This is a genomic window from Blautia sp. Marseille-P3087 (assembly GCF_900120195.1).
Lineage (GTDB): Bacteria > Bacillota > Clostridia > Lachnospirales > Lachnospiraceae > Blautia_A.
The window spans coordinates 2,288,240-2,304,462 of sequence record NZ_LT635539.1; the positions used below are offsets into that span (position 1 = coordinate 2,288,240).

Sequence of the window (16,223 nt, forward strand, 5' to 3'; positions counted from 1 at the left end):
AGATGAAAAAATATTCACTGGGGTTATATGAGAAAGCAATGCCGGGAACTCTGGACTGGAAAGAGAAACTGGAGGCTGCAAAAGAGGCCGGATATGATTTTGTAGAAATTAGTATTGACGCGACCGAAGAAAAAATCGCACGTCTGGATATGACAAAAGAAGATCGTTTTGAGATTATCAAAGCCATGTATGAAGTCGGAATGCCGATCCGAACGATGTGTGTAAGTGCGCTTACAAAATATTCTCTTGGAAATGACAAGGAAGAATACTGTAAGCGTGGAATGGAAATCCTTGAGAAATCACTTCGGCTTGCAGATGATTTGGGAATCAGAGTAGTCATGATACCGGGTTATGATGTGTATTATGAGCCGTCAACTTTAGAAACAAAGAAGAGATTTCTCAAAAACCTGAAAAAAGCATCAGAACTGGCGGAGAAGGCTGGAATTCAACTGGGCCTTGAAACAATGGAAAATGAGTTTATGAATACTGTTGAAAAGGCTATGAAATATGTAACTTTATGTAATTCCAATTATCTGAAAATATATCCGGATATTGGAAATCTGACAAATGCAGCTGTTACATATCAGTCAGATGTGCTGGAGGATATGGAACTGGGAAGAGGAAATCTTACTTCATTACATTTGAAAGAAACACTTCCGGGAAGATTCCGGGAAGTGCCGTATGGTACAGGTCATGTAGATTTTGAAGCGGCAATCAGCAAAGCGTGGGACTTGGGAGTACGCAGGTTTGTCACAGAATTCTGGTACACCGGAAACGAAAACTGGAAAGCAGATCTTAATTCTGCAGCGGGAATGGCAAAACCGATTCTGGAGAAAATGAATTAAATTACGTATTAAAAAGGAGAACGAAATGTTAGAGAAATTAAAAGAAGAAGTATACAGAGCAAATATGGATCTGCCGAAATACGGACTGGTCACATTTACATGGGGAAATGTCAGCGGTATTGACCGTGAAAAAGGACTTTTTGTTATTAAACCGAGTGGAGTAGAGTATGACAAATTAAGACCGGAAGATATGGTTGTTGTGGATCTTCAGGGAAATAAAGTAGAGGGTGAATACAATCCGTCTTCGGATACCCCGACACATGTGGTTCTGTACAATGAATTTCCAGATATCGGGGGAATCGTACATACACATTCTGAGTGGGCAACAAGCTGGGCACAGGCAGGAAGATCCATTCCGTGCTATGGAACGACTCATGCAGACTATATCTATGGAGAGGTTCCGTGCGTACGTAATCTGACAAAAGATGAGATCGAAGAGGCATACGAAAAAAATACGGGCGTGTTGATCGCAGAACATTTCAAAAACAGCGATTATAAAGCTGTTCCGGCAGTACTGTGCAAAAATCACGGACCATTTACATGGGGAAAAGATGCACATGAAGCTGTTCATAATGCAGTTGTTCTGGAAGAAGTGGCAAAGATGGCATGCCGCTGTGAACTGATCAATTCGCAGGTAAGACCGGCACCACAGGAACTTCAGGATAAGCATTACTACAGAAAACACGGAGCAAATGCTTATTATGGACAGATTAAGAAATAAAATCCGATAAAAAATACAAAGCGTGCTGTACGGTTTTATGTACAGCACGCTTTAATACTTCAAGAGCCAAATCATCAATACGAAATCCAGTCATTCCGGAAGTGTATAAGGAAAAGCTGGAGCATCCGGACAGTTCAGATATTCTTTCAGGCAGGAAATAATAAATTCATGGTCTGCAATATGATAAAGATTAGAAGCAATGACCGCACCGATTACGGTTTTGCTGCCTTTTATGCGGATAGGAAAACCGCCGCCGCATAATGCATAATCGTTGTTTGATAAAGCGTGTGTTTCTAGGGTGTCGTTGTCATGTTCAAAAGTAAATGTGGATAAAAGAGAACTGCGTTCCATCAGTTTTACGAAATTGAATTTTCGATCCATCCATTTCTGGTTTAAAAGATTGGTTCCGTCAGGGCAATGCTGGAACAAAATACAGCCATTGTTAAGACGGATAGATATGGCAATCGTGATGTTGTGCTTTCTGGCATAGGACACCATAAATGAGCCAAGTTCAAAGGCATCGTCGTTGCAGAAATGCTCGAACTGCAGAAGTTCTTCCTGCTTTTTCAGGATATTCAGATTTTTGCACATAATAAAACCTCCCAATATATTCATAGCATATTTGGAAAAACCTTTTTCTAAGAAATATTATACAGGATAAAGGGGAGAAACCACAAGAGAAATCTCAAGAAGATTTGGCTTTTTTATATCCATTCCTGTTTTTCTGTGTTACAATTAATCTCACAATTAGGTAAAGAAGAAAAACGGACATATATTTGTTTCAGTATCGGAGGAAAATATGATTGAATTAGGAAAGAAACAGACTTTATTTATCGTAAAATCTGTAGAATTTGGAGTATATCTGGCAGAAGATATGCATGCAGATACGAAGCATCAGGTGCTTTTGCCGGCAAAGCAGGTTCCGGAAGGCAAAAAGGATGGAGATAAGATCGAAGTATTTATTTACAAAGATTCACAGGATCGTCTGATCGCCACAACGAATGAGCCGAAGCTCACAGTAGGCGAGGTGGGTCTTCTTAAAGTAAAACAGGTGACTAAGATCGGAGCATTCCTTGACTGGGGACTGGAAAAAGATCTTCTTCTTCCGTATCATGAGCAGACAACAAGGATTTTTGAAGGACAGGAATGTCTTGTTGCTATTTATGTGGACAAGAGCAGTCGTCTCTGTGCAACCATGAAAGTTTATCCTTATCTTTCTAAGGAGACACCGTACAAGGAAGGTGATCAGGTAAAAGGCCGTGTATACCAGATCAGCGAAAACTTCGGCGTTTTTGTTGCGGTAGATAATAAATATACAGCACTGATCCCGGCAAGAGAGGCAAAGGGCAAATACCGTCCGGGTACTGTGCTGGATCTCCGTGTCACAAGAGTCAAAGAAGACGGCAAAATGGATGTCAGTGACCGTCAGGAGGCATATCTGCAGATCAGCGAGGATGCAGAGAGTGTACTTGGAATCATTGAGGAATTTGCAGGAGTACTTCCGTTTGATGATAAGGCATCTCCGGAAGTTATCCGCCGGGAATTCGGTTTGAGTAAAAATGCATTCAAGCGTGCCGTAGGACACCTTCTGAAAGAAGGAAAAATTCAGATTAAAGATCGCAGGATCTATCTGGTGAAATAACTGTACATTAAATCGGACATATAAAGCAAAGGACGAGATTATGAATTTTACACATCTTCATGTTCATACAGAATACAGTCTTCTGGATGGCTCCAACAAAATAAAAGAATATGTGGACCGTGTCAGGGAGCTTGGCATGGACAGTGCGGCCATTACAGATCATGGTGTCATGTATGGCGTGATAGATTTTTACCGCGCAGCACGGGCAGCAGGAATCAATCCAATCCTCGGCTGTGAGGTTTATGTGGCACCGGGTTCCCGGTTTGACCGTGAAGCGGGAAGCGGCGATGACCGTTATTATCATCTGGTGCTTCTGGCAGAAAACAATCAGGGTTACAGTAACCTGATGAAAATCGTATCAAAGGGATTTGTTGAAGGATTTTATTATAAACCACGAGTGGATCTTTCGCTTCTTGAGAAATACCATGAGGGAATCATTGCATTAAGTGCGTGCCTTGCCGGCGAAGTGGCGAGATTTCTCACAAGAGGGATGTATGAAGATGCAAAAAAGGCTGCTCTTCGTTATCAGGATATTTTCGGGAAAGGAAACTTCTTTCTGGAACTGCAGGATCATGGTATTCCGGAACAGCAGAATGTCAATCAGCAGCTTCTGAAAATGCATCGTGAGACAGGAATAGAACTTGTTGCGACCAATGATGTGCATTATACGCTTGCAGAGGATGCACAGCCGCATGATGTACTGCTTTGTCTTCAGACAGGTAAGAAACTGGCAGATGAAGACCGTATGCGTTATGAGGGCGGTCAGTATTATGTGAAATCTCCCGAAGAAATGGAACGTCTATTTCCATATGCGCCAGAGGCGCTTGAGAATACACACAAGATCGCACAGAGATGTCATGTGGAAATTGAATTCGGTGTGACAAAGCTTCCGAAATTCGATGTCCCGGAAGGTTACACTTCATGGGAATATCTGAATGAGCTTTGTTTCAGAGGATTGGAGGAGCGTTACCAGCCAGTCACTGAAGAACTGAAAGAACGGTTAAATTATGAATTGTCCACGATCAGGAATATGGGCTATGTCGATTACTTCCTGATTGTATGGGACTTTATTAAATATGCGCGCGACCATGACATTATGGTAGGACCGGGACGAGGCTCCGCTGCAGGAAGTCTGGTTGCCTATACACTTGGGATCACACAGCTTGATCCGATTCGATATGATCTTCTGTTTGAGCGTTTCCTGAATCCGGAACGAGTATCCATGCCGGATATCGACGTTGACTTCTGTTTTGAACGAAGACAGGAAGTTATCGATTATGTAAGACGTAAATACGGGGATGACTGTGTCGTACAGATCGTTACATTTGGTACACTGGCGGCCCGTGGTGTTATCCGTGATGTCGGTCGTGTTATGGATCTTCCATATGCACAGGTGGATACTATTGCAAAAATGATTCCGCAGGAGCTGAATATCACGATTGACAAAGCGCTGCAGATGAACCCTGAACTCAAAAAAGTCTATGAGGATCAGAAAGAGATTCATGATCTGATTGATACGGCGAAGCGTCTTGAAGGACTTCCCAGGCATACATCCATGCATGCAGCAGGTGTCGTGATCAGTCAGAAGGATGTTTCAGAGTATGTACCGCTTTCTCGGGCATCCGACGGTTCGATCGTTACACAGTTTACGATGACGACACTTGAAGAACTCGGACTTCTGAAAATGGACTTTCTGGGTCTTCGTACGCTGACAGTTATTCAAAATGCCGTGCATCTGATCGAACAGGATGCCGGTGTGAAACTGGATATGCAGCATATTGATTATAACGATAAAAAAGTCCTGGATTCTCTCGGAACCGGCCGTTCTGACGGTGTATTCCAGCTGGAAAGTGCGGGAATGAAGAACTTTATGAAGGAGCTGAAGCCGCAGAGCCTTGAGGACGTTATTGCGGGAATTTCTCTGTACCGTCCAGGTCCGATGGACTTTATTCCACAGTACATTCGTGGCAAAAACCGCCCGGATACGATCAAATATGACTGTCCACAGCTGGAGCCGATTCTGAAACCGACTTATGGCTGTATCGTATATCAGGAGCAGGTTATGCAGATCGTACGTAACCTGGCCGGCTATACGCTTGGAAGAAGCGATCTTGTGCGCCGTGCCATGTCAAAGAAAAAAGCCGCAGTCATGGAGAAAGAGCGCCAGAACTTTGTTTATGGTAATGAAGAAGAGGGGGTTCCGGGATGTATTGCAAACGGGATTTCCGAGCAGACTGCAAATAAAATCTATGATGATATGATCGATTTTGCAAAATACGCGTTCAATAAATCTCATGCAGCAGCTTATGCAGTCGTTTCTTATCAGACGGCGTTTTTGAAATATTACTATCCGGTGGAATTTATGGCTGCGCTTATGACATCGGTGATTGAAATGCCGACAAAAGTGGCAGAATATATTCAGGTATGTCGGCAGATGAATATTAAGATCCTTCCGCCGGATGTCAACAGAGGTGCATATGGATTTTCTGTGGATAATGGCGCGATTCGTTATGGGCTTTCTGCAATCAAGAGTGTGGGCCGCCCGGTCATCAATGCGCTGGTAGAAGAAAGAGAAGTAAAGGGCGAGTATCGTTCTCTGAAGGATTTTATCGAGAGACTGACAGGAACGGTCAACAAGCGTGCAATCGAAAACTTCATCAAAGCCGGTGCACTGGACTGTCTGGAAGGCAACCGCCGTCAGAAAATGCTTGTTTACAGTCAGATCGTGGACAGTATTGCACAGGAAAAGAAAAATTCTTTTGCCGGTCAGATGAGTCTGTTTGACCTGGTAAGTGATGAAGAAAAGAAAGAATATGAGATCCGGATGCCGGATGTGGAAGAATACGACAAAGAAATGATCCTTGCTTTCGAGAAAGATGTACTCGGAATTTATCTGAGCGGTCATCCGCTTGAAAGATACCGTAACATCATGGAAAAAATGATATCCGCGAAAACTACGGATTTCCAGCCGGATGAAGAATCCGGTATACCGAAAGTGTATGATGGACAGAAGGTGATCATTGGTGGAATGATCACGGAGAAGACGATCAAATACACTAGGAATAATAAGGTGATGGCATTCCTTACCGTGGAGGATCTGCTTGGTACTGTCGAGATTGTGGTATTTCCGCGAGATTACGAGAAATGGCAGTCAATGCTTAATGAGGACGCGCGTGTATTTGTGCAGGGGCGTGTCAATGCAGAAGACGACAAGCCGAGTAAGCTGATCCTTGAAAAAGTCAGAGCTTTTGAGGATATGCCGCAGGAACTTTGGATCCAGTTTAAAGACAAAGCCGAGTATGCCGAAAAAGAGCAGGAACTTCTTGAGACGCTGAAAGGATATGCCGGTGTTTCGGCAGTTGTGATCTATCTGAAAGATGTAAATGCGATGAAGCGCCTTCCGGCAGGATATCACGCACGGATCAGCGATTCCCTGACAGGTGAACTCAGGAAAAAATATGGAGAATCCAACGTTAAAGTTGTGGAAAGAGTATTGAAAAACTTCTGAAAATGCTTTACACTATACAACGAATATGTGTAGAAGATATAACTAAGATTTCCTATTATAATATAATTTTTCGAATACAGATTATAATTCGAGATCTGGAGATGGAGGAATGAATCATGGCAGAGAAACAGATAAAAACCATCGGTGTACTTACAAGTGGCGGTGATGCTCCGGGAATGAATGCTGCGATCCGTGCGGTTGTAAGACGAGGACTGAGCAGCGGACTGAATGTAAAGGGTATTTACAAGGGATACAACGGACTTCTGAATGAAGAAATCGTTGATATGTCTGCCAGAGATGTATCAGATACAATCGAACGTGGTGGAACAATCCTTTATACAGCAAGATGTGCAGAATTCCGTACACCGGAAGGTCAGCAGAGAGGTGCTGAGATCTGCAAAAAACATGGAATCGACGGACTGGTAGTTATCGGTGGTGACGGTTCTTTTGCAGGTGCACAGAAGCTCGCAAACCTTGGAATCAATACGATCGGTGTTCCGGGAACAATCGACCTGGATATTGCATGTACCGAGTATACGATCGGATTTGATACAGCTGTAAACACAGCAATGGAGGCCATTGATAAGGTTCGTGATACTTCCACATCTCATGAAAGATGCAGTATTATTGAAGTTATGGGACGTAACGCAGGATACCTTGCTATGTGGTGCGGTATTGCCAATGGTGCAGAGGATGTCCTGATTCCTGAGAAATATGATTACGATGAGCAGAAGCTGATCAACAATATCATCGCAAGCCGTAAGGCAGGAAAGAAACACCACATTATCGTAAATGCAGAGGGTATTGGCCATTCAGAGGCAATGGCAAGACGTATCGAAGCTGCAACCGGTATTGAGACACGTGCGACCATTCTTGGCCACATGCAGCGTGGTGGTAATCCGACATGTAAAGACCGTGTATATGCATCTATGATGGGTGCACTTGCAGTAGATCTTCTTGTACAGGGTAAATCCTGCAGAGTCGTTGGATATCGTCATGGCGAGTTCATGGACTTCGATATCAACGAAGCGCTTGCAATGCAGAAAGATGTTTCCCCATACATGTGGGAAGTTTGCAATTCTCTTTCTCATAATTATTCTAAATGATATCAGGTAGAATTGTGAGAGTGCATAGCACGAAACAATTCGCAGGTATCAAAAAACCAGCATAATATTTACATCGGAGGCAACCATCAGGTGGCCTCCGTTCTGGATTAAAGGAGCAATTATATGATTACCAGTGCACAGAATACACAGGTGAAAAATGTGATCAAACTCAATCAGAAGGCAAAAGCCCGCAGAGAGCAGGGGCTTTTTATCGCAGAAGGAAGAAAGATGTTTCTGGAAGCGCCGGATGGCTGGATCGAGAAGGTCTATGTGGCTGAATCCCTGCTTGACGATGAGGAAATCATGCAGAAAGCAAAGTGTTTTTCCTGGGATGCAGTTGAAAACAGTGTTTTTCGCCAGATGAGTGACACACAGACCCCGCAGGGAGTTCTGACTGTTCTCAGACAGCCGTCCTATCAGATAGAGGATCTTTTGAAGCAGGAATCACCTCTTCTTATGGTGCTTGAGGACCTGCAGGATCCGGGAAATGCCGGAACGATCATCCGTACAGGGGAAGGTGCCGGCATCGGAGGTGTTTTTCTTACAAAAACCTGTGTGGATATCACTAATCCAAAAGTTATTCGTGCAACAATGGGATCTATTTACAGAATTCCTTTTTTCTACGTAGAAGATGTGGTATCATTAAAGCAGAAACTTCAAAATTGCGGAATCCGTTTTTTTGCAGCACACTTGCAGGGTAAAAATGCATACGACAGGGAATCCTATCAGGGTGGAACCGCTTTCCTTATCGGAAACGAAGGCAAAGGACTGACTGACCAGGCAGCAGATGCTGCGGACTGTCTGATCCGTATCCCGATGTGCGGTCATGTAGAATCCCTGAATGCGGCAATGGCAGGTGGCATACTGATGTATGAGGCTGCGAGGCAGAGACGGAATTGATGCCGTGATCCGGAAGGAGGAATAAGATGGAACCGATAATGTGGCTTATACTTTTGGCCTGTTTTCTGGTAGTTGAGGCAATCACAGTAGGATTGACTACGATCTGGTTTGCGGGAGGTGCGCTTGTTGCGGCAATCGCTTCCGGGCTGGGAGCGGGAATCCTGACCCAGTGGGTTCTGTTTCTGGTCATTTCACTGGTACTTCTGATCTTTACACGTCCGCTTGCTGTGCGTTACATGAACAAAGGCGTACCAAAGACGAACGTTAACAGTCTGATCGGCGAAAGAGCAGTAGTGATCCAGAAAATCAACAATCTGGAACAGTCCGGACAGGTTCGGATCAATGACATCGAGTGGATGGCAAGGACATCTTCCGATGAAGTAACAATACCGGAACATGCAATTGTTACAATTGAAGATGTTCAGGGAGTAAAACTGATTGTAAAAGAAGAAACGGAGGGTAAGTAAAATGGCAGGAATTATTATTTTTATCGTGCTGGTAGTTCTCGCACTCTGGATACTGGCATCCTGTATCCGCATTGTGCCACAGGCATATGCAATCGTTGTAGAACGTCTTGGTGCTTACAAAGAAACATGGAACACAGGTATTCACTTCAAGACACCATTTATTGACCGTGTAGCGAGAAGAGTAAATCTGAAAGAGCAGGTAGTGGACTTCCCACCACAGCCGGTTATCACAAAAGATAACGTAACCATGCAGATCGATACGGTTGTATTTTTCCAGATCACAGATCCGAAGCTTTTTGCATACGGAGTTGAGAATCCGATCATGGCAATCGAAAATCTGTCTGCGACAACACTGAGAAATATCATCGGTGATATGGAACTCGATGAAACACTGACTTCCCGTGAAGTAATCAACACAAAAATGCGTGCATCTCTGGATGTTGCCACAGATCCATGGGGAATCAAAGTCAACCGGGTAGAACTCAAAAACATCATTCCTCCGGCTGCTATTCAGGAAGCCATGGAAAAACAGATGAAAGCAGAGCGTGAAAGACGAGAAGCTATCCTTCGTGCAGAAGGTGAGAAGAAATCTACGATCCTTGTTGCAGAAGGTAAAAAAGAATCCGCAATTCTGGATGCAGAAGCTGAGAAACAGGCTGCAATCCTCAAAGCAGAGGCACAGAAAGAGCGTATGATCAAAGAGGCCGAAGGTCAGGCAGAGGCTGTGCTGAAAGTACAGCATGCTAATGCAGAAGGTATCCGTATGATCCGTGAAGCAGGTGCAGATCAGGCTGTTCTGACGCTGAAGAGTCTGGAAGCATTTGGCAAGGCCGCAGACGGCAAAGCTACAAAGATCATTATCCCATCTGAGATTCAGGGACTTGCAGGTCTGGCTTCTTCTCTGAAAGAAATCGTTACAGATGACAACACAGATACCAGGGAGTAACTATTTAGCAGGCAGCATTCCGCGAGGCATTTTGGCTCGTAACTGTGAGAGTGCAGAGCACGCAACAATCCGTATGTACTGAGATAAGTTAAAAAGAGGAGATTTATTATGAACTTAAAGGGACGGAATTTTCTTACACTGAAAGACTTTACACCGGAAGAAATCACATACATGATCGATCTGGCAGCAGAATTAAAAGCAAAGAAAAAAGCCGGAGAACTTCATGAATATTACAAAGGCAAAAACATTGCCCTGATTTTTGAAAAAACAAGTACCAGAACACGTTGTGCATTTGAAGTAGCTGCTCATGACCTTGGAATGGGCAGTACATATCTGGATCCGACAGGTTCTCAGATCGGAAAGAAAGAGAGTATCGCTGATACAGCAAGAGTTCTCGGAAGAATGTACGAGGGAATCGAGTACAGAGGTTTTGGGCAGGATATCGTAGAAGAGCTTGCAAAATACGCAGGAGTTCCAGTATGGAACGGTCTGACAAATGAATATCATCCGACACAGATGCTGGCAGATATGCTGACGATCCGTGAGCATTTCGGTGACCTGAAAGGCCGTCGGCTGGTTTACATGGGTGATGCCCGTTACAACATGGGTAACTCCCTGATGATCGCATGCTCCAAACTTGGTATGCATTTTGTAGCCTGCACAACAAAGAAATATTTCCCGAATCAGGAACTGGTTGACCTGTGCAAGACCTATGCAGAAGCTTCCGGCGGAAGTGTAACTCTGACAGAAGACGTAGAATCCGGAACAAAGAATGCCGATGTTATTTATACAGATGTATGGGTATCTATGGGCGAGCCGGATGAAGTATGGGAAGAGCGTATCAAAGACCTGACACCATACAAAGTAACATCTGCAGTTATGAAAAATGCAGGAGAAAAGGCAATCTTCCTTCACTGCCTGCCGGCATTCCATGATCTCAAGACAAAGATCGGTAAAGAAATGGGAGAGCGCTTCAATCTGACCGACATGGAAGTTACTGATGAAGTATTTGAATCTGCACAATCACATGTATTTGATGAGGCAGAAAACCGTATGCACACGATCAAAGCAGTGATGGTAGCTACTCTTGGAGAGCCGGAGACAAAATGAGCGTAATACCTTATAATACAGATACAATTTCAAATGAAATACACACAGAATGGGCGGGCAAAACCGTCCATTTTGCAAAAGAAATCGATTCTACGAATGAATGGTGCAAGCGCCTCTCGAAAGAAGATGCCGTACATGGGACACTGGCGGTTGCAGAATTCCAGTCTGCCGGTAAGGGAAGACTCGGACGCAGATGGGTTGTGCCGGAGGGGAATTCGATTATGATGTCGATCCTTCTGAGACCGGACTTTGAGCCGCGTTTTGCATCCATGCTGACACTTGTCATGGGATTGAGTGTGGCGCAGGCGGTCAAAGAACTGGGGGTGGACGTTTCTATTAAATGGCCGAATGATGTTGTAGTTTCACGGAAGAAAATCTGTGGAATTCTGACAGAGATGGGCCTTGAAGATGGTAAGATCCGCGAAGTTGTGATCGGGGTCGGAATCAATGTCAATCTGGCAGAAATTCAGGAAGAACTCAAAGATAAAGCAACTTCTCTTTATCTGGAAACAGGGAAGACTTACGACAGAAATCTTCTGATCGGCCTTGTTATGGGCAAATTTGAAAAGAACTACGAGAAATTTGTACAGACCTGTGATCTTTCACTGATGATCGATGATTACAATATGATGCTTGCAAATAAATGCCAGCCGGTGAGAATTCTGGATAAACTGGATCCGTACGAGGGCGTGGCACTTGGTATTGACCGCGAGGGAGAACTTCTGGTGCGGGTAGCAGATGGCAGAATCCGCAAGGTGTGTTCCGGTGAGGTGTCTGTGCGTGGACTGTACAGTTATGTGTGAGCAAGTATAATATAAGGAGTTATTTTTATGTATCAGGAAAATGTTGTGCTCTGCGGTGCAAGCGCCTATGAGCAGAAATATTATTTTAATCAGGATTTTGATTCTCTGCCGGAATCTGTAAAGCAGGAACTGCACATTATGTGCGTGCTTTATACAGAAGAGATTGGAGGTATCCTGACGTTGGAGTTTGATGATAACGGAAGCCTTCAGTTCAAGACAGAAGCTCTCGATGCTGATGCAATGTATGATGAAATCGGCAGTGTTCTCCGAATCAAAAAACTGCAGACTGAGAAGAGAGAACTTCTGGAATCTCTGGAAATGTATTATCGGGTATTTTTCCTCGGCGAAACAATTGAAGACGATGGGGAAAATGTGGATAAAGGGAACTGATTTATGGAGATGAAGTGGAAAATCGGTTCAGTTGAGATGGAAAATCCGTTTATCCTTGCGCCGATGGCCGGTGTGACGGATCTTCCGTTTCGTATGCTTTGCAAAGAGCAGGGAGCAGGACTTCTCTGTACGGAGATGGTCAGTGCGAAGGCAATTTCTTTCCATAATAAAAATACAATTTCGCTGATGCAGATCGATCCTTCGGAGCATCCGGTGTCCATGCAGATTTTTGGAAGCGAACCGGATCTGATGGCAGAGGTGGCAAAGAGTATTGAAGAACAGCCTTTTGACATACTGGATATCAACATGGGCTGCCCGGTGCCGAAAGTAGTCAACAATGGCGAGGGCTCTGCGCTTCTCAAGAATCCGGAGCTGATTCGTGAGATTGTGACGCAGGTTTCTCATGCGGTAAAAAAGCCTGTAACAGCCAAAATCCGTATTGGTTTTGAGGGATATCCGGTGGATCCGGTAGAAATTGCGAAGATCATCGAGGATTCCGGCGCAGCAGCTGTTGCAGTCCATGGAAGGACAAGGCAGCAGTATTACGCAGGAGAAGCGGACTGGGATACAATCCGCAGGATCAAAGAGGCGGTTTCGATTCCGGTTATTGGAAACGGGGATGTGGATTCGCCGAAAAAAGCAGAAAAACTTGTCAGAGAAACGGGTTGTGACGGCGTGATGATCGGACGTGCGGTACGAGGAAATCCATGGATTTTCCGGGAAATGAACCATTATTTTACAACCGGGGAATTACTTCCGAGGCCGTCATGGGAAGAAATCAAAGAGATGATTCTTCGTCATACGAGAATGCAGATTGAACTGAAGGGAGAATTTACCGGAATCCGTGAGATGCGTAAGCACATTGCATGGTATACAGCCGGTATGAAACACAGTGCAGGACTGCGCCGGGACTCCAATCTCGTAAGCAGTTATGAAGAACTTGAAAAATTGCTGGATTTTCGCGGTTAATCGCGGATTTCCAGCCTTTTTTGTCCTTGACAAGGCATATAGATTTCGGTATAATACTGGAATTGTGAATATCCTAGAATAAGTCTGCCCTTTTTGCGGTATGATGATTCCAGGAGAGTATATCCAATGAGTATCCGGCTATTTTGAAAGGGTGTAAGGATTATGGAAGAAAAGAAGAATTTATTGACATATGCAGGTCTTAAAAAACTCGAAGATGAACTGCATGATTTAAAAGTAGTAAAAAGAAAAGAAGTTGCAGAAAAAATCAAAGAAGCAAGAGAGCAGGGAGACCTGTCCGAGAATGCTGAGTATGATGCTGCAAAGGATGAGCAGAGAGATATCGAAGCAAGAATTGAAGAAATCGAGAAGATCCTTAAGAACGCAGAGGTTGTAGTTGAGGATGAAGTTGACCTTGACAGAATCAGCGTTGGCTGCAAAGTAAAAGTATATGATTACGAATTTGAAGAAGAGATGGAATTAAAACTTGTCGGTTCTACAGAGGCAAACAGCCTGGAAGGTAAGATTTCCAACGAATCTCCTGTAGGTAAAGCACTGATCGGTGCACACACAGGTGATGTTGTAGAAGTTGAGATGCCGATGGGTATTATGAAATATAAAGTTCTGGAAATCCAGAGAAACGTATAAATAATCAAAAGAACAGAAGGAGGCCAAAGAAGTGGCAGAGCAGAAAAAGCAGGATACAAATCAGCTGCTGAAGGTTCGTCGTGAAAAGCTTGCAGACCTGCAGGCAAATGGAAAGGACCCGTTTCAGATCACAAAATTTGACCAGACACATCATTCACTTGAGGTAAAGAGTCTCTATGAAGCACATGAGGCAGAGATCTTAAAAGACCGCAAGACACCGAATGTAGAAGGTCTTGATGAAGCACAGGCAAGAGAAGTCCTCAAGAAGGACTATGAAGAAAGAAGAGAAATCATGGATGCGAGCCCGATCCACGTTGCGATCGCCGGCCGTATGATGTTCAAGCGTGTCATGGGTAAGGCTTCTTTCTGCAATATTCAGGATTTACAGGGAAATATTCAGGTTTATGTAGCAAGAGATGCCATCGGAGAAGAATCCTATGCAGATTTCAAGAAATCTGACATCGGTGATATCTTCGGTCTGGAAGGTTTTGCTTTCAGAACAAGAACCGGTGAGATCTCTATTCACGCTGAAAAAATGACTATGTTAACCAAGAGTTTACAGATCCTTCCGGAGAAATTCCACGGACTGACTGATACAGATACACGTTACCGTCAGAGATATGTAGACCTGATCATGAATCAGGACAGCAAGAATGTATTTATCAAACGTTCCCAGATCCTCAAAGAAATCCGTAACTTCCTTGCAGGGCGTGACTTCATGGAAGTAGAAACACCTATGCTGGTTTCCAACGCAGGTGGAGCAGCTGCAAGACCGTTTGAAACACATTACAATGCACTGAACGAAGATGTTAAGCTTCGTATTTCACTGGAACTCTATCTGAAACGACTGATCGTTGGCGGACTTGAGAGAGTTTATGAAATCGGCCGTGTATTCCGTAATGAAGGTGTCGATACACGTCACAACCCGGAATTCACTCTGATGGAGCTTTATCAGGCATATACAGATTATGAAGGAATGATGGAACTGACAGAATCCATGTTCCGTTATCTGGCAGAGAAAGTCTGTGGTTCCACCAAGATTTCTTATAATGGTGTAGAGATCGATCTTGGTAAGCCGTTTGCACGTCTGACAATGAATGATGCAATCAAGAAATATGCAGGAATCGATTTTGATGAAGTTGCAGATGACGAAGCTGCAAAAAAACTTGCTGACGAGCATCATATTGAATATGAGGCACATCATAAGAAGGGTGATATCATCAACCTGTTCTTCGAGGAGTACTGTGAGAAAGAACTGATCCAGCCTACATTTATCATGGATCATCCGATCGAAATCTCTCCGCTGACCAAGAAGAAACCTTCTGATCCAAGCAAGGTAGAGCGTTTTGAGCTCTTCTGTAATACATGGGAAATGTGTAACGCATATTCCGAGCTGAATGATCCGATCGATCAGAGAGAGCGTTTCAAAGCACAGGATGCTCTTGCTGACGCTGGTGATGAGGAAGCAAACCACACAGATGAAGACTTCCTGAATGCACTTGAGATCGGTATGCCGCCTACAGGTGGTATCGGATACGGAATTGACCGTCTGGTTATGCTGCTTACAGACAGCCAGGCAATCAGAGACGTGCTTCTGTTCCCGACAATGAAGTCCCTGGACGCTGACAAGAAGTCTGCGAAGTCAGAAAACAGCACTTCCACAGCAGCACCTGAGAAGGAAGAAGTTATCGACTTCTCCAAGGTAAAGGTAGAGCCTTTATTTGAGGAATTTGTTGATTTCGATACTTTCAGCAAGTCAGATTTCAGAGCTGTAAAGGTAAAAGCTTGTGAAGCAGTTAAGAAATCCAAGAAGCTGTTACAGTTTACTCTGGATGACGGAACAGGCACAGATCGTACGATTTTAAGCGGTATTCACGCTTATTACGAACCAGAAGAACTGGTAGGCAAGACACTGATCGCTATCACAAATCTGCCTCCAAGAGCTATGATGGGAATTGAATCCTGTGGTATGTTGCTTAGTGCAATCCACGAAGAAGAAGGAGAAGAAAAACTTCATCTTCTGATGGTTGATAACCACATTCCGGCTGGTGCAAAGCTCTATTAAGAAGTACCGTTTTACCTTACAAAACGGGATGTACTTCATTTGTGAAAAAGCTCTGAAAATACACAAATACACCAAATTTACACCAAATGGTGCTTGAAACGGTGCA

At 44.0% G+C, this 16,223-nt stretch carries 15 protein-coding genes; 14 read left to right on the forward strand and 1 reads right to left on the reverse strand.

Features of this window, described 5'->3' with window-relative positions:
* The first annotated feature begins 2 nt into the window (after window positions 1-2).
* Both BQ7344_RS10860 and BQ7344_RS10865 read left to right on the forward strand, forming a co-directional pair.
* A complete protein-coding gene (locus tag BQ7344_RS10860) occupies window positions 3-845 on the forward strand; it encodes an L-ribulose-5-phosphate 3-epimerase (RefSeq protein WP_072522583.1) in 843 nt (280 codons plus the stop codon).
* A gap of 25 nt (window positions 846-870) precedes the next feature.
* The gene (locus BQ7344_RS10865; RefSeq protein ID WP_072522584.1) at window positions 871-1,566 is read left to right on the forward strand and encodes an L-ribulose-5-phosphate 4-epimerase; all 696 of its coding nucleotides are present in this window, start codon (window positions 871-873) and stop codon (window positions 1,564-1,566) included.
* Window positions 1,567-1,656: 90 nt separating this feature from the next.
* On the opposite strand, the gene BQ7344_RS10870 is transcribed toward BQ7344_RS10865, so the two are convergent.
* A complete protein-coding gene (locus tag BQ7344_RS10870; RefSeq protein WP_072522585.1) occupies window positions 1,657-2,157 on the reverse strand; it encodes a heme-degrading domain-containing protein in 501 nt (166 codons plus the stop codon).
* Between the two features lie 208 nt (window positions 2,158-2,365).
* On the opposite strand from BQ7344_RS10870, the gene BQ7344_RS10875 reads away from it, so the two are divergent.
* From BQ7344_RS10875 to lysS, 12 genes are all read left to right on the forward strand, one after another.
* Window positions 2,366-3,208 carry a CvfB family protein gene (locus tag BQ7344_RS10875; protein WP_072522586.1) on the forward strand — a complete coding sequence of 281 codons (843 nt, stop codon included), beginning with the start codon at window positions 2,366-2,368 and terminating at the stop codon, window positions 3,206-3,208.
* A gap of 40 nt (window positions 3,209-3,248) precedes the next feature.
* Window positions 3,249-6,716, forward strand: a complete 3,468-nt coding sequence (locus BQ7344_RS10880; RefSeq protein WP_072522587.1) for a DNA polymerase III subunit alpha — start codon at window positions 3,249-3,251, stop codon at window positions 6,714-6,716.
* A 116-nt stretch (window positions 6,717-6,832) separates the two neighbouring features.
* Window positions 6,833-7,822 (forward strand): 6-phosphofructokinase, encoded by a 990-nt coding sequence (gene pfkA, locus BQ7344_RS10885; RefSeq protein WP_072522588.1) that lies wholly within the window; start codon window positions 6,833-6,835, stop codon window positions 7,820-7,822.
* A 123-nt stretch (window positions 7,823-7,945) separates the two neighbouring features.
* Complete coding sequence (locus tag BQ7344_RS10890; RefSeq protein ID WP_072522589.1) at window positions 7,946-8,722, forward strand: TrmH family RNA methyltransferase; 777 nt, start codon at window positions 7,946-7,948, stop codon at window positions 8,720-8,722.
* A gap of 26 nt (window positions 8,723-8,748) precedes the next feature.
* Window positions 8,749-9,189 (forward strand): NfeD family protein, encoded by a 441-nt coding sequence (locus tag BQ7344_RS10895; RefSeq protein ID WP_072522590.1) that lies wholly within the window; start codon window positions 8,749-8,751, stop codon window positions 9,187-9,189.
* Window position 9,190: 1 nt separating this feature from the next.
* Entirely contained in the window at window positions 9,191-10,135 is a 945-nt protein-coding gene (locus tag BQ7344_RS10900) for an SPFH domain-containing protein (protein WP_072522591.1), read from the forward strand.
* A gap of 108 nt (window positions 10,136-10,243) precedes the next feature.
* Window positions 10,244-11,245 carry an ornithine carbamoyltransferase gene (gene argF, locus BQ7344_RS10905; RefSeq protein ID WP_072522592.1) on the forward strand — a complete coding sequence of 334 codons (1,002 nt, stop codon included), beginning with the start codon at window positions 10,244-10,246 and terminating at the stop codon, window positions 11,243-11,245.
* Window positions 11,242-12,048 (forward strand): biotin--[acetyl-CoA-carboxylase] ligase, encoded by an 807-nt coding sequence (locus BQ7344_RS10910; RefSeq protein WP_072522593.1) that lies wholly within the window; start codon window positions 11,242-11,244, stop codon window positions 12,046-12,048. Before argF ends, BQ7344_RS10910 begins: the two co-directional genes overlap by 4 nt.
* Window positions 12,049-12,075: 27 nt before the next feature.
* Complete coding sequence (locus BQ7344_RS10915) at window positions 12,076-12,438, forward strand: DUF6145 family protein (RefSeq protein ID WP_072522594.1); 363 nt, start codon at window positions 12,076-12,078, stop codon at window positions 12,436-12,438.
* Between the two features lie 9 nt (window positions 12,439-12,447).
* A complete protein-coding gene (gene dusB, locus BQ7344_RS10920; RefSeq protein WP_072523417.1) occupies window positions 12,448-13,407 on the forward strand; it encodes a tRNA dihydrouridine synthase DusB in 960 nt (319 codons plus the stop codon).
* Between the two features lie 162 nt (window positions 13,408-13,569).
* Window positions 13,570-14,052, forward strand: coding sequence for a transcription elongation factor GreA (gene greA / locus BQ7344_RS10925; protein ID WP_015543439.1), 483 nt, complete (start codon window positions 13,570-13,572; stop codon window positions 14,050-14,052).
* A gap of 31 nt (window positions 14,053-14,083) precedes the next feature.
* A complete protein-coding gene (gene lysS / locus BQ7344_RS10930; RefSeq protein WP_072522595.1) occupies window positions 14,084-16,117 on the forward strand; it encodes a lysine--tRNA ligase in 2,034 nt (677 codons plus the stop codon).
* The last annotated feature ends 106 nt before the right edge of the window (window positions 16,118-16,223 follow it).

Coding starts and splice junctions, on each gene's coding strand:
- BQ7344_RS10915 (WP_072522594.1), top strand. CDS start 12,076: ATGTATCAGGAAAATGTTGTGCTCTGCGGTGCAAGCGCCTATGAGCAG.
- BQ7344_RS10870 (WP_072522585.1), bottom strand. CDS start 2,157: ATGTGCAAAAATCTGAATATCCTGAAAAAGCAGGAAGAACTTCTGCAG.
- BQ7344_RS10865 (WP_072522584.1), top strand. CDS start 871: ATGTTAGAGAAATTAAAAGAAGAAGTATACAGAGCAAATATGGATCTG.
- BQ7344_RS10890 (WP_072522589.1), top strand. CDS start 7,946: ATGATTACCAGTGCACAGAATACACAGGTGAAAAATGTGATCAAACTC.
- pfkA (WP_072522588.1), top strand. CDS start 6,833: ATGGCAGAGAAACAGATAAAAACCATCGGTGTACTTACAAGTGGCGGT.
- dusB (WP_072523417.1), top strand. CDS start 12,448: ATGAAGTGGAAAATCGGTTCAGTTGAGATGGAAAATCCGTTTATCCTT.
- BQ7344_RS10900 (WP_072522591.1), top strand. CDS start 9,191: ATGGCAGGAATTATTATTTTTATCGTGCTGGTAGTTCTCGCACTCTGG.
- argF (WP_072522592.1), top strand. CDS start 10,244: ATGAACTTAAAGGGACGGAATTTTCTTACACTGAAAGACTTTACACCG.
- greA (WP_015543439.1), top strand. CDS start 13,570: ATGGAAGAAAAGAAGAATTTATTGACATATGCAGGTCTTAAAAAACTC.
- BQ7344_RS10880 (WP_072522587.1), top strand. CDS start 3,249: ATGAATTTTACACATCTTCATGTTCATACAGAATACAGTCTTCTGGAT.
- BQ7344_RS10860 (WP_072522583.1), top strand. CDS start 3: ATGAAAAAATATTCACTGGGGTTATATGAGAAAGCAATGCCGGGAACT.
- BQ7344_RS10875 (WP_072522586.1), top strand. CDS start 2,366: ATGATTGAATTAGGAAAGAAACAGACTTTATTTATCGTAAAATCTGTA.
- BQ7344_RS10895 (WP_072522590.1), top strand. CDS start 8,749: ATGGAACCGATAATGTGGCTTATACTTTTGGCCTGTTTTCTGGTAGTT.
- BQ7344_RS10910 (WP_072522593.1), top strand. CDS start 11,242: ATGAGCGTAATACCTTATAATACAGATACAATTTCAAATGAAATACAC.